13 protein-coding genes are annotated in these 17,405 nt (G+C 65.8%); all 13 read left to right on the top strand.

Going from position 1 to position 17,405, the window contains the following annotated elements:
- The first annotated feature begins 2 nt into the window (after positions 1 to 2).
- The 13 genes from OOT46_RS13880 (at position 3) to OOT46_RS13820 (ending at position 17,401) form a co-directional block, all read left to right on the top strand.
- Positions 3 to 1,574, top strand: coding sequence for an alkaline phosphatase D family protein (locus OOT46_RS13880; RefSeq protein WP_265404205.1), 1,572 nt, complete (start codon positions 3 to 5; stop codon positions 1,572 to 1,574).
- Between the two features lie 755 nt (positions 1,575 to 2,329).
- On the top strand, positions 2,330 to 3,709 hold the full coding sequence (locus OOT46_RS13875) for a glycosyltransferase family 2 protein (protein WP_265404204.1): 1,380 nt from the start codon (positions 2,330 to 2,332) through the stop codon (positions 3,707 to 3,709).
- A gap of 256 nt (positions 3,710 to 3,965) precedes the next feature.
- Positions 3,966 to 5,282 carry a hypothetical protein gene (locus tag OOT46_RS13870; RefSeq protein WP_265404203.1) on the top strand — a complete coding sequence of 439 codons (1,317 nt, stop codon included), beginning with the start codon at positions 3,966 to 3,968 and terminating at the stop codon, positions 5,280 to 5,282.
- Positions 5,279 to 7,294, top strand: a complete 2,016-nt coding sequence (locus OOT46_RS13865; protein WP_265404202.1) for a glycosyltransferase family 2 protein — start codon at positions 5,279 to 5,281, stop codon at positions 7,292 to 7,294. Before OOT46_RS13870 ends, OOT46_RS13865 begins: the two co-directional genes overlap by 4 nt.
- Positions 7,291 to 8,649 (top strand): glycosyltransferase, encoded by a 1,359-nt coding sequence (locus OOT46_RS13860; RefSeq protein ID WP_265404201.1) that lies wholly within the window; start codon positions 7,291 to 7,293, stop codon positions 8,647 to 8,649. Before OOT46_RS13865 ends, OOT46_RS13860 begins: the two co-directional genes overlap by 4 nt.
- A gap of 4 nt (positions 8,650 to 8,653) precedes the next feature.
- On the top strand, positions 8,654 to 9,358 hold the full coding sequence (locus tag OOT46_RS13855) for a class I SAM-dependent methyltransferase (protein WP_265404200.1): 705 nt from the start codon (positions 8,654 to 8,656) through the stop codon (positions 9,356 to 9,358).
- A 21-nt stretch (positions 9,359 to 9,379) separates the two neighbouring features.
- The gene (locus tag OOT46_RS13850; protein ID WP_265404199.1) at positions 9,380 to 10,051 is read left to right on the top strand and encodes an FkbM family methyltransferase; all 672 of its coding nucleotides are present in this window, start codon (positions 9,380 to 9,382) and stop codon (positions 10,049 to 10,051) included.
- 20 nt (positions 10,052 to 10,071) lie between these two features.
- Positions 10,072 to 12,108 (top strand): capsular polysaccharide biosynthesis protein, encoded by a 2,037-nt coding sequence (locus OOT46_RS13845; protein ID WP_265404198.1) that lies wholly within the window; start codon positions 10,072 to 10,074, stop codon positions 12,106 to 12,108.
- Between the two features lie 101 nt (positions 12,109 to 12,209).
- Entirely contained in the window at positions 12,210 to 13,277 is a 1,068-nt protein-coding gene (gene rfbB / locus OOT46_RS13840) for a dTDP-glucose 4,6-dehydratase (RefSeq protein WP_265404197.1), read from the top strand.
- Positions 13,274 to 14,212: a dTDP-4-dehydrorhamnose reductase gene (gene rfbD / locus OOT46_RS13835; protein WP_265404196.1), complete on the top strand. Its 939-nt coding sequence runs from the start codon at positions 13,274 to 13,276 to the stop codon at positions 14,210 to 14,212. The genes rfbB and rfbD overlap by 4 nt, the downstream gene beginning before the upstream one ends.
- A gap of 64 nt (positions 14,213 to 14,276) precedes the next feature.
- The gene (gene rfbA / locus OOT46_RS13830) at positions 14,277 to 15,158 is read left to right on the top strand and encodes a glucose-1-phosphate thymidylyltransferase RfbA (protein ID WP_265404195.1); all 882 of its coding nucleotides are present in this window, start codon (positions 14,277 to 14,279) and stop codon (positions 15,156 to 15,158) included.
- Positions 15,158 to 15,709: a dTDP-4-dehydrorhamnose 3,5-epimerase gene (gene rfbC / locus OOT46_RS13825; RefSeq protein ID WP_265404194.1), complete on the top strand. Its 552-nt coding sequence runs from the start codon at positions 15,158 to 15,160 to the stop codon at positions 15,707 to 15,709. The genes rfbA and rfbC overlap by 1 nt, the downstream gene beginning before the upstream one ends.
- 270 nt (positions 15,710 to 15,979) lie before the next feature.
- Positions 15,980 to 17,401: a capsule biosynthesis protein gene (locus OOT46_RS13820; RefSeq protein WP_265404193.1), complete on the top strand. Its 1,422-nt coding sequence runs from the start codon at positions 15,980 to 15,982 to the stop codon at positions 17,399 to 17,401.
- Positions 17,402 to 17,405: the final 4 nt, after the last annotated feature.

Genomic DNA, 17,405 nt, shown 5'->3' with positions numbered 1-17,405 from the left:
CCATGCGAACCAAGATGAACTCCGGACGCCGGGCTTTCCTGGAGGTGGTGGCGAACGGCATCATCGGTGCGTCCATGGGGCCATCGGCTTTGGCAGCAAGGCTACCGGCGGGTTTCGCTCCTGATTTTGCGGCAGGCATCGCGTCGGGGTCGCCTTCGCCGGACGGTTTCGTCATCTGGACCCGCCTGTTCGGCAGCGAGCTGCAGGATCTCGACGCTGTCCCTGTCCACTGGGAGGTGCTCGCGGATGGGGACAAGCCGCAGCCGGTCGCCAAAGGTGTGGCGATCGCCTCCAAGGAGCTCGCCCATTCCGTCCACGTCGAAGTCCAAGGTCTGCGCCCGGACCGCTGGTACCGGTATCAATTCAGGGTTGGCGACGTGACGAGTCCCGTCGGCCGCAGCCGCACCTCGCCGCTGCCCGACGTTGTCCCCGGGAAATGGCGGCTGGGCTACGCCTCGTGCCAGCGCTGGGAGGACGGGTACTACGGCGCCTACCGGCACATGGCCGAGGAATCGCTGGACCTGGTCGTCTTTCTTGGCGACTACATCTACGAGTACCAGAGCCGCAAATCTGGCGACGCCGTGCGGACCCATCCCTTGCCGCACATCCGTACCTTGGACGACTATCGCCGCCGCTACGCTTTGTACCGAAGCGATCCGGAGCTGCAACGCATGCATGCGGCTTGCCCGTGGATGGTGGTGTGGGACGATCATGAGACCGAGAACGACTACGCCGGCAGTCTCTCCCTGGAGGGGACGGCTGATTTCGCGCCAAAGCGGGCGGCTGCCTATCAAGCCTTCTACGAGCACATGCCACTGCGCGCGAGCGCCTTGGTCCGCGGACTGGCCGGCCTGCACGACACCGGCTCTCTGCGCATCTACGATCAGGTCGATTTTGGCCGCCTGGCGAGATTGCAGATGCTGGATACCCGCCAGTATCGGGAAGCGCCCGGCTGTGGCAACGCTCCGTCGGCGAAGGTCGCCGCGGTATGCCAGCCGGACGGAGAAGGTGAGCGGTCCATGCTGGGCCTGGAACAGATGGCATGGCTCGAGCGTTCGTTGAAAGAGTCCGCTCGCCGGGGCATTTCGTGGAACGTGCTTGCGCAGCAGACCGGCTTCACCGCGCGGAACTATCGGCACGGCCATGGAAAGGCCTATTCGAGCGACGGATGGGACGGCTATCCGGATGCGCGCGGAAGCCTCATTGACGCTCTGGCAGCAAGCAAGGCCTCGAACCCCGTCTTCCTCGGAGGCGACATTCACCAGAATTGGGTCGCCAACGTCCATCGCGATCCCTACGACGTGAGCACGCCTGTGATCGCGAGCGAATTCTGCGGCACCAGCATTTCGTCGCGGGGGCGGCCGAAAGACCGCACGGCACGAGTCGCTGCGACCAACCCGCATTGCGTGCTCGCTGACTCCGAGCACCGTGGCTACGGCGTGCTGGAACTCACGCGGAAGCGAACCACCGTCGCGTTGAGGGTTGTGGACGACGTTGCCAGCCGGGCGACGGGCATCCGCACGCTCGCGGAATTCGCCGTCGAAAGCGGGAACGCCCGCATTCGCAAGCTCTGAGAGCGATTCTCGGATTCCCGACCGGTGTCGTCGCGGCGCGCGGCGCCGACGTGCGCATCCCTGCGGATGCGCACCAGTTTTTGCAAGTGTTCCCTGATCGTCACTCGTACCGCTGAACTGGACGGCGAACAATCGCACTGTGGCCGGTCGTGAGCTGTGAATCGCGGTGGGCCGGCTGCAGGGCCCGCCGTCGACACGCCGGTGGCGCTGTCATCGAACCATCGCAGCGGTCCATCACATTGCCGAGCGCATCAAGCAGTGTCATTTTCCGGTACAGCGCTGGCCAGAACATGCGTTCATCCAGGTTTTTGGGGCTGGCAAGGAAGGCATGCAAAGTGCTCAGCTAAGGCGCTCCCGTCCGCACAAGTTTCCGGTGTACGCCTTTTCGGCCGTTTGCAGCTTGAGCGGTGCTCTGCTTGTTCATCCCCGGTTTCGATGGAGTGGCTCCCAACAGTGCTGTCATCTTCTGCTTCAATTCCTCTCCCGGCTGTCCCGGCCACCGTGAACTGCCGTCTGCCACTGCGCCAGCCCCCCATTTCCGGAGACGACGCCTGGGCAAGGTTTGCAGCAATGCCGCAGGACTTTCAAATCGGCTCTCGTGCCGCAGTCCGGTGCTTCAGGTCGGTCGAGCCCCATACGCCCGTGAACGGGGCCAGTCCCGCCGCCGCCTCTGGGGCGAACCTGCTTTCGTCGGCTCGAAAATTCGTCTTCGGGCTTCAAGACTTCTTCCGACGCGGCGCCAGGGCCCTTTCCTGGTGCTGCACCAAGCCGTGATGCGGTCCGCTTTTCCCGGTTGGCGCACCTTGTTCTTGTTCGGCGAGGCCCGTCATCGACGCATGGCGCGCATGGGCGACTGCGTTCCCGCGCTTTTTGCGAGCAAGGGGCGGGATCCGGTGGTGCTGTCGCTGGCGGGCATGCACTTGGAGGCCTTGCGCGTGGCGCGCCCGGAAACCGACGATCGCGACGAAGCCCTCGCTGTGGCGAGATCCTTGTGCCGCAGCGGCGAGGTCTTGTCAGCCTGCCTCCATGCCGCCCGTGTGGCCCGGCGCTGGCCCGATCAATTGCACCGCCTCGTGAATTTCGCGGTCTGTGCCTCGCCTGATGCCGCTTTGCCGCTGCTGAGCGCCCACCCGGCTCAAACCGCCGCGCTCTGGTATCGCTACGGCGATTTCCCGCGGGCCGCTGCAGCGCTGCAGCACTGCTCGGCCGGCGAGATCGACCATCTCCTGCTTTCTTCGGCCATCGATCGGCGCCTCGGCCGGGTCCAGCGCGCCGACGAGGCGGTCGAACGAGCCTTTCTTCAACAAGGCCTGCGGCCGGTGAAACTGGCCCCCGCCGTGCGGGGCTTGCCCGAGATCGTCTGCGCCCCTCACGCATCGCCCTGCGGCGGGGCGCCGCTGGTGTCGGTCGTGATGCCGGTATGCAACGTCGCCGATTACATCGAGCAGGCTGTGAATTCAGTGTTGCAGCAAGACCACCGCAATCTGGAAGTCATCGTGGTTGATGACGCCAGCACCGACGGTACCGGATCGCGGGTCGAGGCGGCGTTTTCGCACGACCCGCGCATCCAGGTGCTGCGATTGCCGGTACAGCAAGGCACATATACGGCTCGCAATCGGGGCATGGCTGTCGCCCGAGGTGAATTCATCACTTTCCACGACGGAGACGACTGGTCGCACCCCGAGAAAATCTCGCTGCAATTGCGCGCCGTCCGGTCTTCGCCCCGCATCCAGGCCTCCGTGTCGGATTGGGTGCGGGTCTGTCGCGAAGGCTGCTTCCACGCCAGGCAGGTCTACCCGTACGCCCGCATGAACACCTCTTCGCTCATGATGCGCAGGCAGGTCCTGTCGCGTCTGGGCTGGTTCGACAACGTCGCGATCGGGGCCGACAGCGAGTATTTGGCTCGAATCAAACTGGTCTTCGGCGTCTCCGCGGTGGCCCGCGTGAGAAAGGTGCTTTCTCTCGGAAGCTGGCGCGCCGACTCCCTTACCAACGCACCTGCTACTGGTTTTTCGTCCCGGCATGCCGTCCACAGCCGTTTGCAATATTGGGAGAGGTGGAATCGATGGCACACGCTGATGTATGGCGAAGGCAAGTTTTCGCCGTTGCCCCTGCAGAGCAACATCCCGCTATGAGGGAGGCGAAAAAACGTCCTGGCGTGTCACCTGCCGGTTGACGGGTGTTCGAGGGGATGGACCACTTCCCGATGCAACCCTGCGTTTCCCGGCCCGACGCAAGCAGGTACAACCTCCCAGCCCACGCGGTGCGAGACTCAGGTTCCCACTTCTTCTTCGTGTATTGCAAGCGCTGGCTTCCATGTCGCACCGTCGGCCCGCTCTCAAGCGATCGTCCGGCGGCCTGGCCGGATTCGAATCCCGAGTACCACAGATCATGAAACTGGCCGCCGTGCTCGTCATCTTTCTAGTGTCTGCGGAGGCTGCGGCCCAGGCAACGGCACCTGGCGCCTGCGGCAAGCCGGTGGAGGTACCCGCCTGTGGCGAATCGCAGCGTTGCGAGCCCGGCCCGGTGTTCGCGGTGCCCGACGCCTGGCATGGGCTTGTCGGATGCCTCCGGGGGTTGCGCGACATCTGGGCGCGGGGCGGTCCGGATGCGGCAGTCGCGCTTGGACAGGGCTCCTCCATGCCGGTGGCGACCCTCGTGCGGCGTCAGGTCGAGGCAGAGCTCGGCAATCCGCGAGTGCGGGTCGATCCGGCCGAAGCGTTGAAGAGTGCCTTGGCCGACGAGCGTCGAAACACCGAGCGCCTCGACCTCAAGGGCCGCATCGAACGCGTCGCCCTTCTCAACGATCGAGGCCGTCCCTACAACGCGATGGGCCAGGCGGGGCTCTCGTACATCCTGTATAACCTGTCCGGCCTCGCAGCGCAGAGCCGCTATCCCCTGGCTGCCGAGGATTCGGCGCTGTTCCGCGCCGTTGCCCGTGGCGCCCTCCAGGTGGTCGTCGCCGACGTGTCGCAGGGCGGACTCGCCTCGCGCCGAGCTTGTGAGCCAAACTCGGCACAGCGCTGCGCCTGGTATCACTCGATCACCCGGCGCGATCAACCGACCCAGGCAGGGGCCACGCTGAACCAGCACCTGCATGTCGTGCGCGACCTCGGTCTCAGCGCCGACTACCTCGCGGCGCGGGGCTGGGACGAAGGCATCGACTTCGACCGGGCCGTGGCGGAGGGTCTGAATCAGCTTTTCATCGGGCGCGGCGACGAGGCGCCCGGTTCGCCCCCCGATCTCGCGGATTTCCTCTCGCCACCACTGGGAAAAGCTGGTGCGCGCCGCGCCTACTACGGCTTCAACACCCTCGCGCAGAACAAGCAGCGTGGCTATTTCCTCGACAAGGGCAGCAAAGACTGCGGCTACCACTTTCATGTCCTCGTTCTGTTCGGCCAGATCCTGAAGCGGGCGGAACAACGCGGCGAGATGGCGGGCCTCCAAAACAAGGTGTTTGCCTGCGGCTCGCCTCTCGCGGAGCTCCACCGCGCTGCGGTTTTGTGCCGGGATGACGCGCATGTGGAGCCCCGGCCGAATATCGGCGGCGGCGATTTTCCCTGTCCGGCCCAAGAACCACCCCCCGCCGACCGGCAGTACATGAAGTATCTCGACGACCGGTTCAGCCGCTGTGCGCGTGGCGAAGACGCGGCACCGGCCGGGATGAATGAGCTGGGACCCGTGCAATCACCTCCGAAGGCGCCATGAAACAGGAACTCCTCGCCCCAGATACGCCCGTCTTAACCATCGGTCTGCCTGCCTACGACGCAGGAAGAACGATCAAGGACGCCATTTTTTCGGTGCTGAAGCAAACCTGGCGGGGTAGCTTCGAGATCTTGGTGGTGGACGACGGCAGCACCGACGACACGGTCGCCATCGTCACCGAGCTGGCTGACACTTATGGAGCCATCCGCGTCGTGCGACACGACAGGAACCGAGGGCGGCCGAGCGCACGAAATACCATCCTCGAAGAGGCTCGGGGTGAATTCCTGACCTGGATCGATGCGGACGACCTGTGGTACCCCAACAAGCTGGCGGTGCAGTTCGACGCCTTGCTGGCGGAGCCGGGTGTGCTCGAGGGCGAGCCCGTCATCTGCATGTGCGCCTTCGATTGGAAATGGAGCCATTCGAAAAAGGCGCAGCACCGCGTACCGAACCTCGTCGGCGACCAGCTGCGTGGTTTTCTCAACGGGCGCATCGGCGCCTATCTCTGGACCATGCTCGCCAGGACGGAAACATTCCGGAGCGTCGGGAAGTTCGACGTGCATCTCTCCCGGCTGCAGGACCTCGATTTTCTCGTTCGGTTTTCCGCGAACGGTGGCCGACTGATGCTTTCGGACCCGCACAAACCGCTTTGCATCTATCTGAAGAATGACGATGACAAGCCCGGCCGCGTGTTGGCGGCCTCTCTGGGGCATATTTGGCAAAAACATCGACCGCTGTTCGAACAGTACGGCGCCTCATTCGTGCGCGGTTGCCGGAAAAACCACCTGCTACTCGCGTCCCGGCACGCCTTCCGCAACGAGGGCCGCGTCCTCGGCGCCTGGTATTACTGCCGCGCCGCCCTCAGGGTCCCGCGCATTCTGTTTGCCAAAACGAGCTCAGACCCGAAGACGAACCTCGCTGCGAGGACGGAACGGCTCGATCCGGCGCCGTATCCGCCCCTGGCGCGAGGCGGAAGCAGCATGCCGACCCTGGACATCGTCGTTTCGCTAGCCGAGGAAGACCACGAGCCGGTCAAGCGTTATCTCTCGGCATTGGGGGACGGGACCCGGGCCGCCGGCGTGTGGTACGTCCCGCCCCGGTTGGGGAAGCTGTGGAGCACCAAGGACCACCTGGCGATCCTGCAGCCGCGCGAGAAGGAGGCCTCCGAGGCGCTGGCCGGGAGGCGAAGGTTGTACGCCGCCGCCGCGCTGTCCAACAGCGACGGCCATTCCTCGCTGCTTTATCTCGGCGCGCCGGTCACGCTCGATCTCTCGACGCCGACCGAAATCAAGGAGAGCGTCGAGCTGCTCGTCGCGGGCATCGAACGCGTCGAGCGCGAGCTGCGAGATGCCGTGAAGGGCGCCAAATGCAAATTTCACTTGCTCTGCCCCGATACCGAAACGCTGCTGTGGCGCAGATACCTGCAAGCGCTCCAGCACGATGGCGCGAGCAGCTTCGACGAATGGCTCCCCAGGCAGGACGTCGAAGAGGCCCACGTGCTGGACCACAGTCTGCTGGCGCCGCTGGCGCGTCTCGCGGCCTACGACACCCGGGTCCATCTGCTGGCCGCGGGCTGCACCTTGAGCCGGGTGATGGCCCAAATCGTTTCGCATCCCGAGGCCAAGGGCGGCGCGCCGCTCCCGGTCTCGAACAGGCAGCTCGCGGGGCCGGTGCGCAATCAGGCGCTAGTGCGAGGCCTGGAGCTCTTGAAGGGATACCGCAGTGCCCTCTCGCCGGCCTTTGTCACCAAGGCGCTGCGGGGATTCCGCCGTCTGCCGGCGACGCCAACGCCGGCACCGGCGTCGGCCACGAGTGTCGAATGGTTGCAGACGCACTGCCAGCTGAAGCCCTACCCCCTGCGGTTTCACCCGCTCTCCACCATGGTCCATGCCGGGGAGGCGGCGGTGCGCATCGAGGCCGGCGAAATGATTTACCCGATCTCGTCGGTGGCCGATTTCGAGCGCCTCCGCGATGACGTGAGGGCGCTCGCCGAGGTGGGGGCGTTTGCCGCATGAACCCCGCTGACACTCTGACAGGCGTCACGCACCTCGCCCATCGCTGGCCCGTCGTGTCGCCTTCCGACGCCGCTCTGCCCCACGTGGCCTTTGTCATTCGCACCGTGGTCGGGCGCGCCGGGGGCGCCGAAAAGGTGTTGTGCAACGTCGCAAATGCGCTCGCGGATGCCGGCATTCCGGTCACCATCTACCATGCTGATCCTCCCGGGCGCCCGTTTTTCGAACTCCGACGGAGTGTCCACGTGCTCTCGGTGCGGCCCAAGGACCGGCCCAAGCTCCCGGAAACAGGGTCGGCTCCGCGAGGGGCGCCGAAAGGCCGCGCGGCGTTGAAATACAGGTTCCCGGCGAGTTTTTTCACCTGGTGGCGGCAGCATCGGTGGTTCATCAAGGCGCTGCGCAGTTTTCTGCGGGCCCACCGTCCCCGGTTGGTGATCGCCTTTCAACCGAGCGCGACGACTGACACGCTGATCGCGTGCATGGGCACCGGCATTCCTGTCGTCGCTTCATTGCACAATGTGCCCGAGCACGACTTCACCAAGTGGGAACGCTGGGACGCGAATCCCTTTGATCGTTTCCTGCGTTTGCACGCGCTGAGGATGGCCGCGGGTATCACGGTGCTCCTGCCTGAGTTCCGCGACTGGTTTCCCCCCAGTCTGCAGAAGCGGATGACGGTGTTGCCGAACGCCGTTTTTGTGTCCGGCGAGATGGCGCGTCCCGCGGAGCCGGACCCCCAGCGCAACATGATCATCGTGGTCGGGCGACTGTCGCCCGCCAAGGACCATGCGACCTTGATCCAGGCGTGGGCGCGCCTTCATCGAGCATATCCAGACTGGCAGATCGAGTTGTACGGCAACGGGCCGCTGCGCAAACAGATCGAGGCCCAGATCGCGGAGGCGGGCGTGGCCTCCTCGTTTCATCTCAAAGGCGAGTCCGACGACGTGATGTCGCACTACGCCCGGGCGAAGATTTTTTGCATGCCCTCGCGTTTCGAAGGCTTTGGCCTCGTCACCGCCGAAGCCTTGTTGAAAGGTCTGCCCGCAGTGGGGTTTGCCGACTGCCCGGGGACCAACAGCCTGATCGTTCACGGCTCCAACGGTTTGTTGGCCGATCCTGCCCAGTATGGCGGGGATCGAGCGCAAGCCCTGGCCGATGCGCTTGAGGTTCTCCTCAAGAACCCCGAACTGCGCGCCTTGCTGGGGGCGGCAGGGCCCGCGTCGATGGCGGCGTTCGCGCCGGGGGTGGTCGCTGCCGGATGGCTCGATCTCGTACGCCGGGCCGATGCGCGGCAGACCGAAGATCTGCCGGCGTCCGCGAGCGGGAATCATCTCGAGCCCGCCAGTCGCCGAGGGGAGTAAGCAGGTGCAGGAACTCTACGACTTTTTGAAGGCCGCGATTCCGGAAGACGACTGCCGCCAGGCCAGTGCTGAGTCGGTGCTGGAAGCGCGGGTCGCCCGAGGTTTTCTTCCTTCCGAGGTGCTCGACTTCGGCTGCGGCGATGGACGCTCGATCGACCTGTTCAAACGTCTCTTGCCCAAGACGAGATGGACTGGCATCGACATCGCGGCCTCGCCCGAGGTGGCCTCGCGAAGACGAACCGACGGGCACTTCATGACCTACGACGGCTATGAACTGCCCCTGCCCAACGCGAGCTATGCCCTCGTGTTTTCGAAGCAGGTGCTCGAACACGTGCGGAAGCCGGAATTGGCGCTACGGGAGATTGCCCGGGTGTTGAAAAAGGAGGGTCTGTTCATCGGACAGACCTCGCAGTTCGAGCCCTACCACTCCTACAGCATGTGGAACTTCACGATCTACGGATTCAAGCGCATCGCGGAGGATGCGGGTTTGAATCTAGTGGAATTCCGGCCGGGCATTGATGGGTTCACCTTGATGCAGCGCAGTTATCAAGGAAGACCGGCGTCGATGTCGCATTATTTCACGGAGGAGTCCCCCGTCAATCGGGAGATCGAGGCGAAGGCAAGGCAGGAAAAAAGGCACGAAAAAATCATCAATTACAGAAAATTGGTGTATTGCGGGCAATTCGCCTTCGCGCTTGCGCCCCAATAGATCTTGACGACGGAGTCTCTGATGGAACGCCATGACCGTAAAATGACAGATTCAATCGCGACGCACCAGTTTCTTCACGCCGGCCGCATTGTCCGGGTGAACTGCGAGCCCGGCTCCAGGGTCGACGAAAGCCTGTCCCAGGAAAAATTCTACGAGCATAAAATGCTCGGATATATCACGCGAACTGCGCGTTCCGGTGTTTTTCTCGATATCGGAGCGAATTGCGGGCACCACTCCGTGTATTTCTCCCTGTTCGCCCCCAGCACCCGGGTGATCGCGTTCGAGCCGTTCCCGAATCATTATGAACTCATCCTGAAGAATCGATCGGAAAACAAGCTGGATGCAAAAATCCAGCCGTTCCCGGTCGGCATCGCGGCCTCGCACGGCACCTTCGAAACTCGCACGAATAGCGCACTGTACGCAGCGCGGCACACCGTCGTCTGTTCGCCCATCGATGAACTCGTCTATGATCCCGTTTCGCTGATGAAAATAGACGTTGAAGGCATGGAGTTGGAAGTCTTGAAAGGGGCCCGGCGCGTGATCGAGCAATTCAAGCCTCAGATTTTCGTGGAGGCCCATACGCAGGAGCACTTGCGAGAGCTCGCCGTCTTCCTGGCTTCACTTGGCTACAAGGAGCCGGGCAACAGCTTCAATGCCTCCCCGACCTGGGAATTCGTTCACCTGCAGTGGTGAACGGGTCCTTCGGTCCATCGATGAGAAGTCCAAGTCGCATTCTTGCCGCTGTCAGCTCCGGGGTCCGGGGGATTGCGACCCTGCCGTCGCTGCTGGACGACTGCCGCGTGGTGTCGCACCGCCACCCGGTCGCCGAACTGACCGGCGTGCTGGCATGGGGGAGGAAGCCGAGTGCTGAAAAGGCGCGGCGCGTTGGCGAGCGCCACGGGCTACCTACCTGGTATCTCGAGGACGGCTTCATTCGGTCCGTCCGCCTCGGCTCCGTGGAGCCCCCGCTCTCCATAGTGTTGGACGACCAAGGCATCTACTATGACGCCACAGGGCCCTCGCGGGTAGAGCGTCTCATCGCGGCCGTGCATTCCGAAGCCCAGCTGCAGCGCGCGGCGAGCATACGGTCCCTCTGGTGCAGCGTCCGCCTCTCCAAATACAACCACGCGCGCGAGCTTCCGCCTCCAATGGCCGGTCCCTACGTGCTGGCGATAGACCAAACCTTCGGCGACGCCTCCATCCGCTATGGCCTGGCCGATGTGCACAGCTTCCAACGCATGCTCGAAGCCGCGCTGGACGAGCATCCACAACTGCCGGTGATCCTGAAAGTCCACCCGGACGTCATCTCCGGCCGCAAGCGCGGCCACTTCAGCGCGTTGTCACCGGGCCAGGCCTCGCGGGTGACGCTGCTGGCCTCCGACGCGCACCCGCCCTCGCTGCTCGAGCCCGCCCATGCGGTGTACTGCGTCACCTCACAGATGGGCTTCGAAGGGCTGCTCTGGGGCAAGCCGGTGCGGACTTTCGGTATGCCGTTTTACGCGGGCTGGGGGTTGACGGGCGACGAGTTGCAGGCCCCCGAGCGCCGGCGTACCGGGCATCACGTGAAGCTTGAAGAGCTGGTTCACGCCGCGTTGATCGAGTACCCGCGCTATCTCGATCCGGAAACGCTGCAGCGTTGTGAGCCCGAGCGCCTGTTGGAGTGGATGGGACTGCAGCGGCGCATGCGCGAGCGCTTCCCGGCGCAGGTGCACGCCATCGGCTTCTCACACTGGAAAAGGCCCATCGTCCGCGCCTTCTTCAGCGGCAGTCGGGTCAGCTTCGTCCCGCGTGCCGCAGACGCGCCCGCCGGTGCCACGCTGGCAGTGTGGGGGCGGCGCGAGGCGCCCACTTCGCCCTCGTCGCCCGCTGAAGGGGAGGCGACGGTATCGGGAGCGGGCCGGACCCCGCACGTCATCCGCCTCGAAGACGGCTTCATCCGCTCCGTCGGTCTCGGTGCCGACCTCGTGCGGCCCTTGTCCTGGGTGATGGATGGCCGCGGCATCTACTACGACGCCACCGCGCCGTCGGACCTGGAGCATCTGCTCCAGAACGAAGGTTTCGATGCCGCCCTGATCGAACGCGCCCGTGTGCTGCGCGAACGCATCGCGGCCTCCGGGGTCACCAAGTACAACGTGGGCACCGGGGCCTGGACACGTCCGCCAGGCGCAAAGCGGGTCGTGCTGGTGCCCGGGCAGGTCGAGTCCGACGCCTCCATCACCTATGGTGCACTCGGCCTTCGCAGCAACATGGCCCTGCTGGGCGCGGCCCGCAAGGCGGCTCCCGACGCCCACCTGATCTACAAGCCCCATCCCGACGTGGTCGCCAAACTGCGCAAGCAGGGCCAGGGCGAAGACCGGGCTGCGCTGGAGTGCGACGAGGTGGTGGTCGACGTGCCGATGCACGCCCTGCTGGACGCTGTCGACGAGGTGCACGTGCTGACCTCGCTGGCCGGCTTCGAGGCGCTGCTGCGCGGCAAGGCGGTGGTTTGCCACGGCGCGCCTTTCTATGCCGGCTGGGGCCTGACGCACGACATGCTGTCGATCCCGCGCCGCAGCCGCCGCTTGACGCTGGACGAACTGGTGGCCGGCGTGTTGATCCTCTACCCCGCCTACGTGAGCCGCACGACCCGTGCCTTTACCACGCCCGAGCGGGCGCTCGACGAACTGCTGGCCTGGCGTGCCGCCGGCCCTGGCACCTTGCCGCCCTGGCGCAAGGTGCTGCGCTGGTTGCTGAGCTGGCGTAGCCGCTGAAGAACGAGCGATCGCGGGCCGGAGCAGGTGACAATGCGCCTCATGCACACGGCCCCGGCTGCCGACATGGCAACCGGGCCGCGGACCAAGGTGGTACATCGATGATCCTCGTCACCGGCGGCGCCGGCTTCATAGGCAGCAACTTCGTCCTCGACTGGGTGGCCGAGACCAGCGAGCCGGTCGTCAACCTCGACGCCCTCACCTACGCCGGCAATCTGCGCAACCTGGCCGCACTGCAGGGCGACGCCCGCCACGTGTTCGTGCACGGCGACATCTGCGACCGCCCGCTGCTCGACAGCCTGCTGTCGCGCTACCGGCCACGCGCCATCGTGCATTTCGCCGCCGAGAGCCACGTCGACCGTTCCATCCACGGCCCCGCCGCCTTCGTGCGCACCAATGTCGAAGGCAGCTTCACGCTGCTGGAGGCCGCGCGCGCCCACTGGTCCGCGCTGCCGGCCGACGAGCAAGGCGCCTTCCGCTTCCACCACGTCTCCACCGACGAGGTGTACGGCTCGCTGGGGCCGGGCGATGCCGCCTTCACCGAGGACCATCCCTACCAGCCCAACAGCCCCTACTCCGCCAGCAAGGCCGCCAGCGACCACCTGGTGCGCGCCTGGCACCACACCTACGGGCTGCCGGTGCTCACGACCAACTGCTCCAACAACTACGGTCCCTGGCACTTTCCGGAAAAGCTGATCCCGCTGATGATCGTCAACGCGCTGGCCGGCAAGCCGCTGCCGGTCTACGGCGACGGCCAGAACGTGCGCGACTGGCTCTACGTGAAGGACCATGCCGCCGGCATCCGGGCGGTGCTGGCCGCCGGGCGGCCGGGCGAGACCTACAACATCGGCGGCTGGAACGAGAAGACCAACCTGGAGATCGTGCACACGGTCTGCGACCTGCTCGACGAATTGCGCCCCGACCCCGCCGGCCCCTACCGGCGCCTGGTCACCTTCGTCAAGGACCGCCCCGGCCACGACCGTCGTTACGCCATCGACGCCCGCAAGATCGAGCGTGAGTTGGGCTGGCGCCCTGCCGAGACCTTCGAGACCGGCATCCGCAAGACGGTGCAGTGGTACCTGGACCATCCCGACTGGGTGGCCGAAGTTCAGAGTGGCGCCTACCGCCAGTGGCTGGCGACGCAATACGCGCCGGGAGCGGGTGCATGAGCGCGGCGGCTTTGGGCCTCCCGACCATCCTGCTGCTGGGCGGGAACGGCCAGATCGGCTGGGAGCTGCAGCGCGCCCTGGCGCCGCTGGGCCGCCTGGTGGCGCTCGACCGCAGCGGCGACCCCGGCCGCGGGCTCTGCGGCAACCTCGCGGAACCCGAAGCGCTGGCTGCCTCCGTGCGGCAGCTGCGGCCCGAGATCATCGTCAACGCCGCCGCCCACACCGCCGTCGACAAGGCCGAGGCCGAGCCCGAACTCGCCACCCTGATCAATGCCACGGCCCCCGGCGTGCTCGCCCGTGAGGCAGCCGCCCTCGGCGCCTGGCTGGTCCATTACAGCACCGACTATGTCTTCGACGGCTCCGGCACGAGCGGGCGCGCGGAAGACGACCCCACCGGCCCCCTCAATGTCTATGGCCGCAGCAAGCTGGAAGGCGAGGGCCTGATCCGGGCCAGCGGCTGTCGCCACCTGATCCTGCGCACCAGCTGGGTCCACGCGGCACGCGGAGGCAACTTCGCCCGCACCATGCTGCGGCTGGCGGCCGAGCGCGAGCGGCTGTCGGTGGTGGCCGATCAGTTCGGCGCTCCGACCGGCGCCGAACTGGTCGCCGATGTCACCGCCCACGCCTTGCGCAGCGCCCAAGCCCGCTCCGAACTCGCCGGCACCTATCACCTGGCCGCCGGCGGCGAGACCAGCTGGCACGCTTATGCGTGCCACGTGATCGAGTGGGCCCGGGCCCGGGGGGTCACTCTCAAGGTCCCGCTGGAGGCGATCGAGCCCGTGCCCAGCTCAGCCTTTCCGACGCCGGCCCGCCGGCCGCTCAACTCGCGCCTGGCGACGGCGCGGCTGCAGACGGCCTTCGGCCTGCACCTGCCGCCCTGGCAGCAGGGCGTGGAGCGCATGCTGGCAGAAGTGCTGCCCAACGCCAGCCGCTGAGCGCCGGGACGGCGACACGGACATCCGAGCAGAAGAAATCCACGACAGAGACGACGGAGGCGACATGGCGCGCAAAGGCATCATCCTCGCCGGAGGCTCCGGCACCCGGCTGCACCCCGTGACCCTGGCGGTGAGCAAGCAGCTCATGCCGGTCTACGACAAGCCGATGATCTATTACCCGCTGTGCGTGCTGCTGCTGGCCGGCATCCGCGAGATCCTGGTGATCTCCACGCCGCAGGACACCCCGCGCTTCGAGCAGCTGCTGGGCGACGGCAGCGCCTGGGGCCTGACGATCAGCTATGCCGTGCAACCCAGCCCGGACGGCCTGGCGCAAGCCTTCCTGATCGGCGACGCCTTCCTCGCCGGCGCCCCCAGCGCCCTGGTGCTCGGCGACAACATCTTCTACGGCCACGACCTGAGCGCCCGCCTCGCCGCGGCCAACCGCCAAGCCGACGGCGCCACCGTGTTCGCCTACCCGGTCAATGACCCGCAGCGTTACGGCGTGGTCGAGTTCGACGCCGCCGGGCGGGCCATCAGCATCGAGGAAAAGCCGCAGGTGCCCAAGAGCCGTTATGCCGTCACGGGCCTGTACTTCTACGACGACGAGGTGGTGCGGCTGGCCCGCGGGCTGCGCCCCAGCGCCCGCGGCGAGCTCGAAATCACCGACCTGAACCGCCTTTACCTGGAAGCCGGCAAGCTCGACGTGCAGCTGCTCGGCCGCGGCGACGCCTGGCTCGACACCGGCACGCACGAGTCCCTGCTCGCCGCCAGCCAGTTCATCCACACGCTGGAGACCCGCCAGGGCCTGAAGATCTGCTGCCCGGAGGAAATCGCCTGGCGGCAGGGCTGGATCGGCGACGAACAGCTCGAGCGCCTGGCCGCCCCGCTGGCGAAGAGCGGCTATGGTCACTATCTGCAGCAAGTGCTGAAGGAGCGAGTGTTCTGATGAAGATCGTCGAGACCGCCATTCCCGGCCTGCTCATCCTGGAGCCTCGCGTCTTCGGCGATGAGCGCGGGTTTTTCATGGAAAGCTTCAACCAGCAGCGCTTTGACGAATTAACCGGCACGAATTACAGCTTCGTGCAAGACAACCACTCGCGCTCGTCCCGTGGCGTGCTGCGCGGTCTGCACTACCAGCTCGCGCCGCATGTGCAGGGCAAGCTGGTGCGGGTGACGCAGGGGCGGGTGTTCGATGTCGCGGTGGACCTGCGGCGCGGCAGCTCTCACTTCGGGCGCTGGGCGGGGGTCGAACTCAGCGGCGAGAACCACCGCCAGTTCTGGCTTCCGCCCGGCTTCGCCCACGGCTTCCTGGTCCTGAGCGAGAGCGCCGACTTCCTCTACAAGACCACCGACTACTACGCTCCCGAGGCCGAGCGCTCGATCCGCTGGGACGACCCCGATCTCGCCATTGCCTGGCCCGACGCAGGTGCGCCGCCGCTGGTTTCCGCCAAAGATGCCCGAGGAACCGCTTTTGCACAGGCGGATACCTTCGCATAGCCTCAAGTGCTTGCACACTGTCATCGCGATTCTTGAGTCCCTCTCGAAAAACCGCCTTCGGTCGGCCGCAGGCTGGCCGACGGGCGAGGTTTTTGCCCCAAATGTGGCATCCGGCACACACCCGGCGCCCTGATTATCAGATGGGCGTTAATTCCTTGTGACCCACTTGCGAGAAAATGTGTCGCCACGTGGCGCTGCCGTCCGGCTGGCGGGGCTGCCTTGCAAGCAACACCCGCCCCGTTCTGACGTCGTACGCCGAAACCGCAGTAGATGCCTTACCCCGCCTCGCTCACCGCCCTGCTGACGCACCGTCGCACCTTGCTGCTGCAGGGACCCATGGGCGCTTTCTTCGCGAGGCTGGCCGACTACCTCGAGGAGCACGGCCAGAAGGTCTACAAGGTCAACTTCAACGGCGGCGACAAGCTCTTCTACCGCCGTCAGCGCAGCATCGACTACCACGGCCGGCATGAGCAGTGGGGCGCCTGGCTGCGCTCGCTGCTGGTTTTGAAGCGGATCGACTGCATCGTCCTGTTTGGCCAAACCCGGCCCATCCACGTGGTGGCCCGTCAGGTCGCCGAAGAGCTGAAGCTGCCGGTGTTCGTGTTCGAGGAAGGTTATCTGCGTCCCGACTACGTGACGCTGGAGGCGGGCGGCGTCAACGGCTATTCAGCCGTGCCCAAGGATCCGGCCCTCTATCAGTCGCTGCCATCCTCACCGGTGACGCAACCGAAACCCACCGGCCAGACCTTTCTGCGCATGACACTGCGCGCCATCGCCTACTACACGGCGGCGGCCTTGCTGCGATTCCGCTTTCCTCACCATGTCTACCATCGCAGCCTCGACCCGGTGGGCGAGGGGCTGCGATGGGTGCGTGGAGGCGTGCGCAAGATCGTGCACGGCTGGGGCCAGCGTCACCTGATGGAGGTGCTGACCGCGCCGGACCGCTCCAAGCAGTGGTTCCTGGTGCCCCTGCAAGTGCACAACGACAGCCAGATCCTGCACCACTCGCCCTACGGCAGCGTCGAGGACGTGATCGCGGATGTGTTGGATTCCTTCGCCTGGCATGCCGATCCCGCCCACTGGCTGGTGCTCAAGCACCACCCGATGGACCGCGCCTATACCGACTACACCGACTTCATTGCGCGGACCGCGAGCCGGCTCGGTATCGAGAAGCGGGTCCTCTATGTGCACGACCTGCACCTGCCCACGCTGCTCAAGCACGCGCGCGGCGTGGTGACCGTCAACAGCACCACGGGACTGCAGGCGCTTTTCCACCAGACGCCGGTGGCGACGCTCGGCGAGTGTTTTTACAGCATCGACGGCCTGGTGCGGCAGCCGCCGCTGGCGAACTTCTGGCGCGACCCGGGAACCGTCGACGCGGCACTGTACCAGCGCTTCCGGCATTACCTGGTGCGCCATACCCAGCTCAACGCGAGCTTCTATGCGCGCTCGCCCGCGCTCGACGTGGCGGCGTTGCAACTGGTGCGCCGCACCTCGGCCCATGACGACGGCGACGCGACGCTGATCAGCCAGCCGATGCCTTTCGACGAGCTGACGCTGCCCTTGCAGCCCGTGCAGGCCAGGCCGGTGCAGACCGCTGGCGTCGGCGAGGCGCATGCCAACGACGCTGCCGCCGCTGCCGTGAAGCACCCTGACGCCTGGAGCGGCACGCAACCCGCGCGGCTCCAGTAAGCTC

It is taken from the genome of Aquabacterium sp. A7-Y (assembly GCF_026153205.1).
Classification (GTDB): Bacteria; Pseudomonadota; Gammaproteobacteria; order Burkholderiales; family Burkholderiaceae_C; genus Caldimonas.
Note: the sequence above shows the minus strand (reverse complement) of the source record. Positions and strands in the feature narration are given on the sequence as shown.